At 55.7% G+C, this 13,283-nt stretch carries 13 protein-coding genes and 3 tRNA genes; 8 read left to right on the top strand and 8 right to left on the bottom strand.

Annotated features, from left to right (window positions below):
* Window positions 1-237: 237 nt before the first annotated feature.
* Window positions 238-789, bottom strand: coding sequence for a SecY-interacting protein (gene syd / locus V2S86_RS21045; protein ID WP_330764001.1), 552 nt, complete (start codon window positions 787-789; stop codon window positions 238-240).
* A gap of 63 nt (window positions 790-852) precedes the next feature.
* Here syd and queF point away from each other — a divergent pair, with 63 nt between their 5' ends.
* From queF to xni, 3 genes are all read left to right on the top strand, one after another.
* A complete protein-coding gene (queF, locus tag V2S86_RS21040) occupies window positions 853-1,698 on the top strand; it encodes an NADPH-dependent 7-cyano-7-deazaguanine reductase QueF (RefSeq protein ID WP_330764000.1) in 846 nt (281 codons plus the stop codon).
* 180 nt (window positions 1,699-1,878) lie between these two features.
* Window positions 1,879-3,243, top strand: a complete 1,365-nt coding sequence (ppnN, locus tag V2S86_RS21035) for a nucleotide 5'-monophosphate nucleosidase PpnN (RefSeq protein WP_126528656.1) — start codon at window positions 1,879-1,881, stop codon at window positions 3,241-3,243.
* Window positions 3,244-3,465: 222 nt separating this feature from the next.
* Entirely contained in the window at window positions 3,466-4,224 is a 759-nt protein-coding gene (xni, locus tag V2S86_RS21030) for a flap endonuclease Xni (RefSeq protein ID WP_330763999.1), read from the top strand.
* Between the two features lie 26 nt (window positions 4,225-4,250).
* Here xni and rlmM read toward each other — a convergent pair whose 3' ends face one another.
* The 4 genes from rlmM to V2S86_RS21010 form a co-directional block, all read right to left on the bottom strand.
* Window positions 4,251-5,354, bottom strand: a complete 1,104-nt coding sequence (rlmM, locus tag V2S86_RS21025) for a 23S rRNA (cytidine(2498)-2'-O)-methyltransferase RlmM (protein WP_013814279.1) — start codon at window positions 5,352-5,354, stop codon at window positions 4,251-4,253.
* Window positions 5,347-5,742: a DUF423 domain-containing protein gene (locus tag V2S86_RS21020; RefSeq protein ID WP_212557528.1), complete on the bottom strand. Its 396-nt coding sequence runs from the start codon at window positions 5,740-5,742 to the stop codon at window positions 5,347-5,349. The genes rlmM and V2S86_RS21020 overlap by 8 nt, the downstream gene beginning before the upstream one ends.
* 51 nt (window positions 5,743-5,793) lie before the next feature.
* Window positions 5,794-6,711, bottom strand: a complete 918-nt coding sequence (locus tag V2S86_RS21015) for a transcriptional regulator GcvA (RefSeq protein ID WP_212557527.1) — start codon at window positions 6,709-6,711, stop codon at window positions 5,794-5,796.
* Between the two features lie 392 nt (window positions 6,712-7,103).
* Window positions 7,104-7,328, bottom strand: a complete 225-nt coding sequence (locus V2S86_RS21010) for a YgdI/YgdR family lipoprotein (RefSeq protein WP_004952250.1) — start codon at window positions 7,326-7,328, stop codon at window positions 7,104-7,106.
* Window positions 7,329-7,522: 194 nt separating this feature from the next.
* Between V2S86_RS21010 and csdA the strand changes: the two genes are divergently transcribed.
* On the top strand, window positions 7,523-8,728 hold the full coding sequence (gene csdA, locus V2S86_RS21005) for a cysteine desulfurase CsdA (RefSeq protein WP_330763998.1): 1,206 nt from the start codon (window positions 7,523-7,525) through the stop codon (window positions 8,726-8,728).
* An 18-nt stretch (window positions 8,729-8,746) separates the two neighbouring features.
* On the top strand, window positions 8,747-9,181 hold the full coding sequence (gene csdE / locus V2S86_RS21000; RefSeq protein WP_330763997.1) for a cysteine desulfurase sulfur acceptor subunit CsdE: 435 nt from the start codon (window positions 8,747-8,749) through the stop codon (window positions 9,179-9,181).
* On the opposite strand, the gene tcdA is transcribed toward csdE, so the two are convergent.
* Together tcdA and mltA are read right to left on the bottom strand one after the other, a co-directional pair.
* Complete coding sequence (gene tcdA, locus V2S86_RS20995) at window positions 9,172-9,978, bottom strand: tRNA cyclic N6-threonylcarbamoyladenosine(37) synthase TcdA (protein WP_330763996.1); 807 nt, start codon at window positions 9,976-9,978, stop codon at window positions 9,172-9,174. The genes csdE and tcdA overlap by 10 nt on opposite strands.
* A 92-nt stretch (window positions 9,979-10,070) precedes the next feature.
* On the bottom strand, window positions 10,071-11,213 hold the full coding sequence (gene mltA / locus V2S86_RS20990; protein ID WP_330763995.1) for a murein transglycosylase A: 1,143 nt from the start codon (window positions 11,211-11,213) through the stop codon (window positions 10,071-10,073).
* A gap of 214 nt (window positions 11,214-11,427) precedes the next feature.
* Here mltA and V2S86_RS20985 point away from each other — a divergent pair.
* From V2S86_RS20985 to V2S86_RS20975, 3 genes are all read left to right on the top strand, one after another.
* Window positions 11,428-11,504 (top strand) — tRNA-Met (locus V2S86_RS20985).
* A gap of 63 nt (window positions 11,505-11,567) precedes the next feature.
* Window positions 11,568-11,644 (top strand) — tRNA-Met (locus V2S86_RS20980).
* Window positions 11,645-11,708: 64 nt separating this feature from the next.
* Window positions 11,709-11,785 (top strand) — tRNA-Met (locus V2S86_RS20975).
* 100 nt (window positions 11,786-11,885) lie between these two features.
* On the opposite strand, the gene amiC is transcribed toward V2S86_RS20975, so the two are convergent.
* Window positions 11,886-13,136 (bottom strand): N-acetylmuramoyl-L-alanine amidase AmiC, encoded by a 1,251-nt coding sequence (gene amiC, locus V2S86_RS20970; RefSeq protein WP_006318964.1) that lies wholly within the window; start codon window positions 13,134-13,136, stop codon window positions 11,886-11,888.
* Between the last annotated feature and the right edge of the window lie 147 nt (window positions 13,137-13,283).

Here is a 13,283-nt window from a genome sequence, read left to right as displayed (position 1 = left end):
CTTTCCTGCTCCACCGTATCCGTTCCGGTAACCATAAGATCGCTTAATTATCCCGGCTTCACAAGGGTTGGCACAGGGATGACGGGAAATTAACGCTAAGAGTTATCCTAAAGCAAATCTAACCAATTGATCTGGATAACAATAAACCCAACTGAAGCCGTCAGCCGGGAAAAATTAAAAGCGATCTCTCACAGCCTGTGTGAGAGATCTCGCACACGGACAATGCCCGGTACGGCGTCAAACACTCAGCAGCGGGCGCAATGCATCGAGGAAATTCCCCAGCGAAGCCGCCAGCAAGGTGCGTTTATCGCTGCCGAATTGTTCCAGTACGACATTGCCGCTGACGTTGCACAGCGAGACCATAGTCATCTCTGATTCAGTAGTTGCCAGGAATAGCGTCGGCGACAGCTTAAGGCGTTTTTGCGTCACCAGATGGCCGATCAAATTCTCTTGCAAGCGAATAAAATCGTCTGCGCTCCACACCTGCAACAAGGTTATATCATGCTCACCAAATTGCGCTCTCATATCCCCCGCATACTGCTGGGTATAAAACAGGCCAATATCTGGCTGCAACCGCAACTCGAGCGCGGCTTCCACCTTTTCCAGCGTCGCCGCCGGGGTGAACGGCTGCGGCAACCACAACACTTCATCATCGCGGTTTTCTACAATGCAAGGTGAGGGTACAGCGTACAAATCCTGGCTCGCCGGCGCATGACCGCGCTCCTGCTGCCAAAGCTCGACATAGCGCTGGGTGAATTCACGCAGGGCGTGCGGTACATCATGGTCCATATTTCTTCTCGCATACGGTAAACTGGAGGCTATTGTACCTATCTATCACCGAGGTGACAGCAGATGTCCTCCTATCAAGACCATCACGCCCTGTCGGCACTGACGCTGGGAAAACCTACCGCGTACCGCGATCGCTACGACGCTCAGCTGCTGCAGGCGGTGCCGCGCAGCATGAACCGTGAACCGCTGGGTTTGTATCCGGACAGCCTGCCGTTCCACGGTGCCGATATCTGGACGCTGTATGAGCTTTCCTGGTTGAACGGCAACGGCTTGCCGCAGGTCGCGGTGGGCGAGATTAGCCTCAACGCCAACAGCATCAACCTGATTGAATCCAAAAGTTTCAAGCTTTACCTCAACAGCTTTAACCAGACCCCATTTACGGATTGGGAGACCGTGCGCAGCACGCTGCAACGCGATCTTTCCGCCTGTGCGCAGGGCGACGTCAGCGTCGCCTTGTTCAGCCTCGATCAGGTGGAAGGCAGCCCGATCGCCCGGTTGGACGGAGAGTGCATCGATCATCAAAACATCCGTATCGATAACTACGAGTTCAACGCCGATTACCTGCTGAACGCCACCGGCACCCGTCAGGTTGAAGAGCAGCTGGTCAGCCATCTGCTGAAGTCAAACTGCCTGATCACCAACCAACCCGACTGGGGATCGGTGCAAATCCAGTATCGTGGCGCGCAAATCGATCGTGAAGCGCTGCTGCGCTATCTGGTGTCCTTCCGTCATCACAATGAATTTCACGAACAGTGCGTCGAGCGCATCTTCAACGATCTGATGCGCTATTGCCGGCCAGAAAGCCTGTCGGTGTATGCCCGCTACACCCGTCGCGGCGGGCTGGACATCAATCCCTGGCGCAGTAACCTTGACTTTGTTCCGTCGCATGGCCGTCTGGCGCGCCAATAGTGCGAAGCATTGCTCAACAACTAAGCTAACGAGCGGTTTGTATTGGTAAAAATCAGGGGACGGCGGTAAGGTTAAGAAAGGCTGCGGCCAGTCATTGACCGCAGTGCGCTAACAATAACGAGATGCTGTTCTGCTGCGTATGGATTACTACTGCCCCGTTTCGGGTGCAAAGGAGTTACCTTGATTACACACATCAGCCCGCTTGGCTCTATGGATTTGCTGTCGCAGCTGGAAGTAGACATGCTGAAGCGCACCGCCAGCAGCGATCTGTACCGTTTGTTCCGCAACTGTTCGCTGGCCGTGTTGAATTCCGGCAGCCAAACCGACAACAGCAAGCAGCTGCTTTCGCGCTATGAAACCTTTGACATCAATGTCCTGCGCCGTGAGCGCGGGGTCAAACTCGAGTTGGTTAATCCGCCGGAAGACGCCTTTGTCGACGGCAGAATTATCCGCTCTCTGCAGGCCAACCTGTTTGCCGTGCTGCGCGATATCCTGTTCGTTCACGGCCAGATCGACAGCGCCGGTCGTTTCCAGCATCTGAACCTGGAAAATTCGGCGCACATCACCAACCTGGTATTCTCCATCCTGCGCAACGCCCGTGCACTGCATCTCGATGAAGATCCGAATTTGGTGGTGTGCTGGGGCGGCCACTCCATCAATGAAAACGAATACCTGTATGCCCGTAAGGTCGGCAGCCAGCTTGGCCTGCGCGAGCTGAATATCTGCACCGGCTGTGGGCCGGGAGCGATGGAAGCGCCGATGAAAGGCGCCGCTGTGGGCCATGCGCAACAGCGCTACCGCAACAGCCGTTTTATCGGCATGACCGAACCGTCGATCATCGCCGCCGAGCCGCCTAACCCGCTGGTCAATGAGCTGGTGATCATGCCGGACATCGAAAAACGTCTGGAAGCCTTTGTACGTATCGCCCATGGTATCATCATTTTCCCGGGTGGCGTCGGCACGGCTGAAGAGCTGCTGTACTTGCTGGGTATTTTGATGAATCCGGAAAACAGCGAACAGGTATTGCCGCTGATCCTCACCGGGCCGAAAGAGAGCGCAGATTACTTCCGCGTGCTGGACGAGTTCATTATGAATACCTTGGGTGATGAAGCGCGTCGTCATTACACCATCATCATCGACGATCCGGCCGAAGTGGCACGACAGATGAAAAAAGCCATGCCGCTGGTGAAAGAGAATCGTCGCAACACCGGTGATGCTTACAGTTTTAACTGGTCGATCCGCATCGCACCCGATCTGCAACTGCCGTTTGAGCCGAGTCACGAAAACATGGCGAATCTCAATCTGTATCCGAACCAGCCGGCCGAACAGCTGGCCGCTGCGCTGCGCCGCGCGTTCTCCGGCATTGTGGCCGGCAACGTGAAGGAAAATGGCATTCATGCCATCGAGCAATTCGGCCCGTACAAGCTGCACGGCGAACCGCAGATGATGAAACAAATGGACAGCCTGTTGCAGGGCTTTGTCGCTCAGCACCGCATGAAGCTACCGGGCAGCGCCTATGTTCCCTGCTATGAAATCGTAGCCTGATATCTCCGGGCGGCTAAAAGCCGCCCTTCTTTTATCTATCTGACTTTACTCCGCCTCTCCTCTCTGGATTTCAAGTTGCAGCCAGGCGGCAAACGTACTCAGGTGTTGCAGGGGCACTATATGCAGTGCCCGTATTGGTCGGGGCGAATATATTCGCCCCCTGCAGAAACTGAGGTGGATACGTGAAGTCAACAACGCTGCGGCTTGAAAGACGACGAATAAATGCCTATACACCTACTGATTGTTGACGCCCTGAACTTAATTCGCCGCATCCACGCCGTGCAGGGTTCTCCCTGCGTGAATGCCTGCCAGCATGCGCTGCAACAGTTGATCCAGCACAGCCGGCCAACCCACGCGGTGGCGGTGTTCGACGAAGATGACCGCAGTGAAAGCTGGCGTCACCAAATTCTGCCCGACTACAAAGCCGGACGCTCGCCGATGCCGGAAAACTTACAGCAGGAAATGCCACAGCTGCGGCAGGCATTCGAAGCGCTCGGCGTCGCCTGTTGGCATTCGCCAAGCAATGAGGCGGACGATCTGGCGGCAACGCTGACGGCCAAGGTCGCCGGCGGCGGCCATCAGGTGACGATAGTGTCTACCGACAAAGGCTATTGCCAACTGTTGGCGCCCAGCGTACAGATCCGCGATTACTTCCAGAAACGCTGGCTGGACATGCCCTTTGTGCAGCAGGAGTTCGGGGTAGCACCGCAGCAATTGGCGGATTACTGGGGGCTGGCAGGAATAAGCAGCAGTAAAATCCCTGGCGTGGCCGGTATCGGGCCGAAAACGGCGGTATTGTTGTTACAACAGGCAGGTACGTTGGATGGGCTGTATCAGGATCTGGAACAGGTGGCGGAAAAATGGCGCGGCAAGTTGCAACAACACCGCGACATGGCTTACGTCAGTAAAAAGGTCGCCACGCTGCGCACCGATTTGACGTTAACCGGTAACCTGCAGCAGCTGCGGTTACCGGTTAGCTAAAGGCACTGCAAGCAGCGCCCGGTCAATTATTCGCGCTCGTCGCGACGCCCCGGCACCGCCGACCACATACGGCGCACATGTACCGTGACTTCTTCACGATCGTGATACAGCTGTTTGGCATGAATTTCTGAACTGATGCCAACCGCGTCCAACGCTTCCTTGATGGTCTGCAGATTCTGCGAAACCTCTTCGTAACGTTTTTTCATCGGCAGCTTCAGGTTGAAAATCGCCTCACGGCACCAACCTTTGACCAACCACTGGATCATCAGGCTGGTCACCTTGGCCGGTTTCTCCACCATGTCGCACACCAGCCAGTAAATCTTGCTGCTGCTCGGTTCGTATTTGAAACCGTCGGCGCGGTGATGCGTAACCTGCCCGGTATCCATCAGGCTCTGCGCCATCAGCCCGTTATCCACCGCATGCACCATCATGCTGCGTTGCACCAGTTGATAGGTCCAACCGCCCGGACAAGCCCCCAGATCGACCGCATGCATACCACTGCTCAAACGTTCGTCCCACTCATCGGCAGGAATGAACACGTGGAACGCCTCTTCCAGTTTCAGCGTAGAGCGGCTCGGCGCGTCAGATGGGAACTTGAGGCGCGGAATACCCATATAGAACGGCGAATTGTTGTTGCTGAAGGAGTAGCCGACATAGCAGCAACCCGGTGCGATAAAGAACACGTGAACCACCGGACGGGTCGCGTTCTCGCGCGCCATCAGCACCTTTTGCTCACGCATTGCGGCACGCAGCGGCACGGTCAGTTTACGGCAGAACTTCATCAGCTCTTTGCTTTCGTTGGTGTCCGGCACTTCCACTCGCAGCTCGCCGCCGCGATCGACCACGCCAATCAGCATGCCGACAATCGGTGACACACGATCTTCCGGCGGGAGGTCGCGCAGCAGCTCGCCAACCACCAGCATCTGACGGGCAAAAATCAGTTCACGGAACGGGATTTCCCGCGCCAGGCGGTCGGCGTCATCCGGCTGATAGCACTCGAACAGCACGTAGCCGCTGTTATCTTTTACCCGGGCAAAACCAAAGACTTCCAGCTCGGCAGCCTTGGCGGTAATTTCCGCCGCACACTCTTTTTCAAAACCAGGACGGCAATACAACGCAAGCTTATTCATGGCGCTCGGCCTTTTTCCTCAGACGCAAAGCGCCAATCAACATCAATGCCCAACCGATCAGGAAGCACACGCCGCCAACCGGCGTGATATAGACCCAAACCTTCAGGTGCGACAGCGCCAGACAGTACAGACTGCCGCTGAACAGTACGGTGCCGAGCGCCAACAGCGCCCCGCTCCAATAAAACCACAGGCTGACGCGGCGTTGCATCGCCACCGCCAGCACCAGGATCGCCAGGGTATGGAACCCTTGATAATCCAGCCCGGTGCGGATCCAGGCCATCTCGTTAGCGCCCAGCGTGCCGCTTAATACATGTGCGCCAAACGCACCCAGGGCAACAAATACAAAGCCGCTGATAGCAGCAAAAATCAGCATTGAGCGACTGCTCATCGTTATTTACCTTATTGAAGAAAACCGGCTGCGGCAGAGCGGCGGCCAGCCTTATTGTTCATAGCGAAAGCGGAATTTCTCCTGCTCGCTGGCTGCCCGAGCCAGGATCCACTGACGAAAGGCGGCTATTTTACCCAGTTCTGCCTGGCTGTCATGGCATACCAGATAAAAAGCGTTTTTACTGACCAGCACATCGTTAAACGGGCAAACCAGCCGCCCGGCTTCGATTTCGGTCTGCGCCATAACGTTGTTCACCAGTGCGACTCCCTGACCATGAACCGCAGCCTGAACCACCATTGCGCTGTGGCTGAAAATCGGCCCCTGTTGCACATTAATGTGCTGCAATCCCAACTGACGCGTATAGGCCAGCCAATCGCGGCGTGAAGTATCGTGCAGTAGCGTGTGATAAGCCAGATCGTCCGTCACTTTTAACGCATGTTCCCCGGTCAGCAGGCTGGGTGAACACACCGGCAACAGATATTCCGCATATAAACGCTCGGCGCGCACGCCTGGCCAGTTGCCGCGGCCATAGAAAATCGCCACATCGACATCATCCGCCAGCTTATCTTCCTCGCGGTCCACAGCCTGGATACGCACGTCGATCCCCGGATAAGCTGAGTTAAAGCCAGAGAGCCGCGGCACCAACCACTGAATGGCGAAACTCGGGGGCAAACTGACGGTCAATGCCCCCTTGGCACTCCGCGCCTGCAACTTGCGGGTAGCCTCGGTGATCGAAGAGAAGATTTCCTTGATATCCAGGTAATAACTTTGCCCTTCTTCCGTCAACAGCAGCGAACGATTGCGCCGCCGAAACAGTTTCAGGCCGAGGAAGTCCTCCAGAGACTTGATCTGGTGGCTCACGGCGGCCTGGGTAACGAACAACTCTTCTGCCGCTTTGGTGAAACTCAGGTGGCGGGCAGCCGCGTCGAAGACCCGCAGCGCATTGAGAGGTGGTAAGCGTTTAGACATTTATTAGCTACTTTTGTGTAACAATATTCCGAATGATTCGGCATAAAAAATCAGGCGGCGTTGTGTACCAACTTACAGGTCCACGACAGCAAACCGCTATCATTAGTTTTTTTAATCCGAGCCATTATAAATTGTCCGTTGAGCATGCGCCAGCAAATACCTATAGTGGCGGCACTTCCCGGGCCGGAACGAAAAGGGAGTGGGTGTCGAGGACGCCGATGAACTTTTGGCTTGTGGTTGTGATGTTGTGTTTGCAAATTGTCTGGCAATCCAGACATGGTAGCTAAGCTACTGTTTTTTCACTTCCTGTACATTTACCCTGTCTGTCCATAGTGATTTTATGCAGCACCGCAATATTTGCGGTGCTTTTTTTTGCCCGTTTTTTGACGAGGTTACTGGTTGCTTTCAACCATCTCTTTCACGTCTGAACGGTTGATCTGCTGTTCAACGCCGTTGGCGTCTTTATAGCTGATCATGCCTGTGTCGTTATCCACCTTTGGTTTTCCGTCAGCGACAATGGTGCGTCCATCATTGGTATGCATTACGTAATTGCTGGAACATGCGGCCAGGGTAAACGTTAGCATCAGAGCAGAAATAACTGCGGCTGTTTTCTTCATTGCGGACTCCTTGTAGATAAAAATGCTGTAAAAAACCTTTTATGTTATTTAACGCCATTACTTGGTAGGCACTTAATAGCATAACAAACTTATGAGAGATTTCCAGGCGATAAGTCCGAATGGACGGGAGAACTTGTCTCCGACGAAAAAATAGGACAGGATCACCCATTGACTCAGCCAGTGACAATCAGGGTATGACACCTTTTAATCCCACCGATTTTCGTAATCAGTTTCCGGCCCTGCAGCAGGCGGGAAGTTATCTCGACAGCGCCGCCACCGCGTTGAAACCGCTGGCGGTTATCGCGGCGACGCAGCAGTTTTACCGTGACGACGCCGCCACTGTGCATCGCAGCCAACACCGCGCGGCGCAGGATTTGACCGCCCGCTTCGAACAGGCGCGCCGGCAGGTCGCTACGCTGATCAATGCCCCCACGGCCGATGACATTATTTGGGTACGCGGCACCACCGAGGCAATCAATCTGGTGGCGCAAAGCTATGCCCGCCCCCGGCTGCAACCGGGTGACGAAATTCTGGTGAGCGAAGCCGAACACCACGCCAACCTGATCCCCTGGTTGATGGTGGCGGAACAAACTGGCGCGCGGGTGGTTAAATTGCCGCTTGGTGCCGATCGCCTGCCGGACCTGGCACAGCTACCCAGGCTGCTCAACGATAAAACCCGGCTGTTGGCGCTGGGGCAAATGTCCAACGTCACCGGCGGTTGCCCGGATCTGGCACAAGCCATCACTCTGGCCCACGGCGTCGGCGCGCGCGTGATGATCGACGGAGCGCAGGGCATAGTGCACTGCCCGGCCGACGTTCAGCGGCTTGATATCGATTTTTACGCCTTCTCCGGTCACAAACTCTATGGCCCGACCGGCATCGGCGCGCTGTACGGGAAAAGCGAATTACTGGCACAGATGGTGCCGTGGCAAGGTGGCGGTAAAATGGTGACCCAGGCGTCATTCGAGGGCTTTACACCACAAAAACCGCCGCACTGCTTTGAGGCCGGCACACCCAATATCGCCGGCGTACTGGGGCTGGCCGCGGCACTGGAATGGCTTGGCACTCAGGATAGAGCAGGCGCCGAGCGCTACAGCCGCGATTTGGCCGATCTGGCCGAGCAACGGCTGGCGCAGTTACCGGGCTTTCGCAGCTTCCGCTGTTCAGGTTCCAGCCTGCTGGCGTTTGATATTGTCGGCATTCATCACAGCGATATCGTCACCCTATTGGCAGAGCAAGGTATCGCGCTGCGCGCCGGCCAGCACTGTGCCCAGCCGCTGATGGCGGCGTTGGGAGTCAGCGGTACACTGCGCGCGTCATTTGCGCCTTACAACAGTACGGAAGATGTTGAAACCCTGGTGACAGCGCTGATCAACGCCATCGATCTGCTGGCCGACTAAATTAATTTCGGAGACGCTATGCTTGCCCCACATCCCTTTGGCAACGAAATTACCGCCGAAGCGCTGATCGTAAAATTTACCGCGCTGAAGCAGTGGGAAGATCGCTATCGCCAACTGATTATGCTGGCGAAACAACTGCCGCCGCTGCCAGAGTCGTTACGCACGGCAGAAATGGAACTCAGTGGCTGTGAAAATCGCGTCTGGCTGGGGCATCAATTGTTGGCTGACGGCACGCTGCATTTTTATGGCGACAGCGAAGGCCGCATAGTACGCGGTCTGCTGGCGATAGTGCTGACGGCAGTGGAAGGTAAAACGCCGCAGCAAATAGCGGCAATGGATCCGCTGGCGCTGTTTGAGCAACTGGCGCTGCGTGCCCAGCTTAGCGCCACTCGCGCCAGCGGGTTGGAAGCGCTGGCCACCGGGGTGAAAACAATCGCTGCCCGTTATGCCTGACGCGCGGCTTTCGCTACCATTTTCTTCAAAGCGTGGGACACGGCAACAAAGCCGAAGGTAGCGGTAACCATGGTCGCCGCGCCAAATCCCGCGCTGCAATCCATTCTTTTCGGTCCTTCTGCGGTGCTGCGTGATGCGCAAACCGTACCGTCCGGTTGCGGGTACACCAGCGGTTCACTGGAAAACACGCAATCGATGCCAAGCTTGCCCTTACTGTTCTTCACCACGTTGAAATCATTCTTCAACCGCTCGCGCAGCTTGGCGGCCAGCGGATCCTGAATGGTCTTCGCCAAATCGGCCACCGCAATCTGCGTCGGATCTATTTGCCCGCCCGCGCCGCCGGTAGTGACCACCGGGATCTTGTAACGGCGGCAATAAGCCAGCAGCGCGGCCTTCGGTCGTACGCTGTCAATCGCGTCGATCACATAGCTGAAATTGTTGTTCAGCAGCTCAGCCACATTGTCCGCAGTAATAAAGTCGTCGACGCAGGTCACCCGGCATTCAGGGTTGATCGCCAGAATGCGCTCCGCCATCACCTCTGTCTTTGACTGGCCAACATGCTGACGCAATGCATGGATCTGGCGGTTGGTATTGGTGACGCAGACATCATCCATATCGATCAGCGTAATGGCGCCGATACCGGTGCGGGCCAGGGCCTCTGCCGCCCAGGAACCCACGCCGCCGATGCCAATCACGCACACATGCGCCTGGGCAAACAGCGCCAGCGCCTGCTGACCGTACAAACGTGCCGTGCCGCCAAAACGCTGCAGATAGGCTTCAGAATAGGCTGTGCTCATAACGCTTTACTTACCTTAACAATGCAAATGATAAGGGCCGGAAGATCCGGCCCTTGCGGGTCATTATCGGCGTACCCTATGACTTATTGTCGTCAGCGGGTGACCAACAACGAACCGCCGTTAGCGGAAGAGGTCTGGCTGGTGAACAATGGCGTGCCGGTGTTACCGCCTTTCAGCACCCAAACTCGGCCGTAATGGTTGTAATACCCCGCCGAGTGGCCGGCGTCCGGCCCGATGCCCTGGTACATATCGAAGTGCTGGCCTTTGATAGCGCCGCCCACGTCCAGAGCCACCATCAGGCGCATCTCATATTTTCCCGTGAATTTACCCTTGTTGTCCAGCAGAGGCACTTCTGCCAGCAGCGTGGTCCCTGCCGGGATCAGTGAACGGTCGGAAGCTACCGAGGCTTTGGCAATCAAAGGTACCGCACTGGCACCGCGCACCGGCGCAAAAGCCTCCGGACGGAAGAACACAAAGGAAGGGTTCTGCTCCAGCAGCTCACGCACTTCTGCAGCGCTGTGGGTATCGGCCCATTGGCGAATCGCCTGCATAGACATATCCGCTTTGGCCACTTCGCCGCGATCGATCAGCACTTTACCGATGCTACGGTAAGCGTGGCCGTTCTTGCCGCCGTAGCCGAAGAACACCAGCGGCTGGCCATTGCCGTAATCCACATACCCGCTGCCCTGGACTTCCATCATAAAGTTGTCCATCAGCGAGTTGGTGTAAGCGACGATATAACGGTCATCCAGCGCGCCCGAGTATATGCCCGCGCGATCCGGCAGGCGGCCTTTGCCTTTTGGCGGCATGCGGTACAACGGGTAGCGGAACTCCCCCTGCTGGGTATAACGCGCCTGCACGACCGGCGTATAGTAGCCGGTGAACTGCACGTTACCGTAGTTGTCCACGCCTTCCATTTGATAGGCGCTGAGACCGTATTGGTTCAGTTGACGGGTATCGGCACCCGCGGCCATCCAGCTTTGCACTGCCTGAAAGGTGGTGTTATTGCGATTAAACAGTGAAGGAGAAGCGTATTGAATCTCCATCAGCTGATTCGAGTAATCCTTGGCGTTCACCGGTACGCCTTTGGCATTGGGTTGATTCACCAACTCCAGCGACTGCTCCAGACGGCCATCTTTATACTGCTGTCCCCGGTCGGTCGGCTTTGACGAACAGCCAGCCAATACCGCTACCATCAACCCGCCCAGCAGGTATTTGCCCCAACGTCCTTTCATCGCGCACACTCTCAAACAGATATGATCTACCGGCGAACGATAACAAACACCCATAGATAAGGGAATCGCCGCAAATAAAAAAACCCGCACGGCTGATAATGATGAAAAAGAACGCAAATTGCGGACTAATTCAGCATAAAGATGGCTTTAACTCAATTAATTGCAAAAAGGGTTGCAACAAAATGCACGGAGAGTATAGTGCGCTTCCATCGGACGCGGGGTGGAGCAGCCTGGTAGCTCGTCGGGCTCATAACCCGAAGGTCGTCGGTTCAAATCCGGCCTCCGCAACCAACCGATACTGCATCAGCAGTATCACGTAAAGGTTGGGATTCGATGAAAAAAGTATTATACGGACGCGGGGTGGAGCAGCCTGGTAGCTCGTCGGGCTCATAACCCGAAGGTCGTCGGTTCAAATCCGGCCCCCGCAACCAACCGATACTGTACCAGCGGTATCACATGAATGTTGGGTTTCGATAATACAAGCATTAAGACGGACGCGGGGTGGAGCAGCCTGGTAGCTCGTCGGGCTCATAACCCGAAGGTCGTCGGTTCAAATCCGGCCTCCGCAACCAATCTTGATGACTACAAATAAGCACCTTAACGGGTGTTTTTTTGTATCTGAAATCTGCCAAAACCCGGCCGGGTGCCCGCCCAGCCGTCTCTGCGTAAACCTTATCCGCGTGCCGCCGCGCCGCCGTTGGCGAAATACGCCTTGATACCCGCCAGAATGGATTCCGCCACCTGCTGCTGGAAATGGCTGGTACGCAGCTTGCGCTCTTCTTCTATATTGCTGATAAACGCCGTCTCAACCAGGATCGAAGGAATGTCCGGCGCCTTTAACACTGCAAAACCGGCCTGATCGACACGATTCTTGTGCAAACGGTTAATTTTGCCCATCCGGTTCAGCACTTCCTTGCCGAATTTCAGGCTATCGTTAATGGTTGCGGTCTGTATCAGATCAAACATGGTGTGATCCAGATAGCGATCGCCACTTTTGCTTACGCCGCCGATTTGGTCCGATTCGTTCTGAGTTTGCGCCAGGAATTTCGCCGCCGAACTGGTGGCGCCCTTGGTCGACAGCGCAAAGACCGAAGATCCGCGTGCGGCCTGGCTGGTAAAGGCATCGGCATGGATAGAAACGAACAGATCGGCACGCTGCTTGCGCGCCTTCGCCACCCTCACCTTCAGCGGAATGAACACATCTTCATTGCGCGTCATAAACACTTTCATGTTCGGTTCGCGCTTGATTAACGCGCTCAGTTTGCGGGCAATCTGTAATACGATGTCCTTCTCGCGCGTTTTGAATTTGCCAATCGCCCCCGGATCCTCGCCGCCATGGCCGGGATCCAGCATGATGACAATAGGCCGATCGCGCCCCGCCTTGCCGGCCTGCGGCGCCTCCGCCGGCAAAGTGCGCTCGAGATCGCCCTTGTTGTAATCTTCCAGTAATGCCAAGAGCGGATCATAGTCTTCGCCGGTGCCGCCCTTGCTGGGATACAGATCCATCACCAGACGGTTGCGATATTCCGGTACCGGCGCCAGAGTAAACATATGGGGACTGACGCTCTGCTTAAGTTCCAGCACCAGCCGAACGGTGTTTTGATCAAACTGACCGACTCGCGCCTGTTTCAAATAGGGATCGTCAGCGCGAACCTGGCCGACAATGCCCTTCAATACGCTATTGAGATGGACCCCTTCGATATCCACCACCACGCGATCGGGATTGGTCAGCGCAAACTGTTTGTATTTCAGTTCGGTGTTTGATTCGAGCGTCACGCGGGTATAAGTAGAAGAAGGCCAAACGCGCACGGCAATCACATGCGATGATGCGGCGAAGCCTACGCGACTCACACTCAGCAACCAACTGGCGGCAACCCCCTGCAATATACGACGGCGGCCCAGATTGTGATTTGAGTTTGGCATGCGACTCCGGCAGTGATAACAGGTTAAAACAGATGAAAAAACGCCGATAAAACGGGAATGGCAAAAACTTTAACGAATCCTCCTGGCGCTGTCATCAGAAAATCTTTCCAAGGTTTTTCAATTTATTAACCGATTCCCCCCTTCCGC

It is taken from the genome of Serratia sp. C2(1) (genome assembly GCF_036352655.1).
Taxonomy (GTDB): Bacteria; Pseudomonadota; Gammaproteobacteria; order Enterobacterales; family Enterobacteriaceae; genus Serratia; species Serratia inhibens.
The sequence above is the reverse complement of the archived record's forward strand: the minus strand, read 5'-3'. Positions and strand labels throughout refer to the sequence as shown.

Bases quoted from the DNA above. Each gene is read 5' to 3' on its own strand.
- syd (WP_330764001.1), bottom strand. From the start codon at position 789: ATGGACCATGATGTACCGCACGCCCTGCGTGAATTCACCCAGCGCTAT.
- queF (WP_330764000.1), top strand. From the start codon at position 853: ATGTCCTCCTATCAAGACCATCACGCCCTGTCGGCACTGACGCTGGGA.
- xni (WP_330763999.1), top strand. From the start codon at position 3,466: ATGCCTATACACCTACTGATTGTTGACGCCCTGAACTTAATTCGCCGC.
- rlmM (WP_013814279.1), bottom strand. From the start codon at position 5,354: ATGAATAAGCTTGCGTTGTATTGCCGTCCTGGTTTTGAAAAAGAGTGT.
- V2S86_RS21020 (WP_212557528.1), bottom strand. From the start codon at position 5,742: ATGAGCAGTCGCTCAATGCTGATTTTTGCTGCTATCAGCGGCTTTGTA.
- V2S86_RS21015 (WP_212557527.1), bottom strand. From the start codon at position 6,711: ATGTCTAAACGCTTACCACCTCTCAATGCGCTGCGGGTCTTCGACGCG.
- V2S86_RS21010 (WP_004952250.1), bottom strand. From the start codon at position 7,328: ATGAAGAAAACAGCCGCAGTTATTTCTGCTCTGATGCTAACGTTTACC.
- csdA (WP_330763998.1), top strand. From the start codon at position 7,523: ATGACACCTTTTAATCCCACCGATTTTCGTAATCAGTTTCCGGCCCTG.
- csdE (WP_330763997.1), top strand. From the start codon at position 8,747: ATGCTTGCCCCACATCCCTTTGGCAACGAAATTACCGCCGAAGCGCTG.
- tcdA (WP_330763996.1), bottom strand. From the start codon at position 9,978: ATGAGCACAGCCTATTCTGAAGCCTATCTGCAGCGTTTTGGCGGCACG.
- mltA (WP_330763995.1), bottom strand. From the start codon at position 11,213: ATGAAAGGACGTTGGGGCAAATACCTGCTGGGCGGGTTGATGGTAGCG.
- amiC (WP_006318964.1), bottom strand. From the start codon at position 13,136: ATGCCAAACTCAAATCACAATCTGGGCCGCCGTCGTATATTGCAGGGG.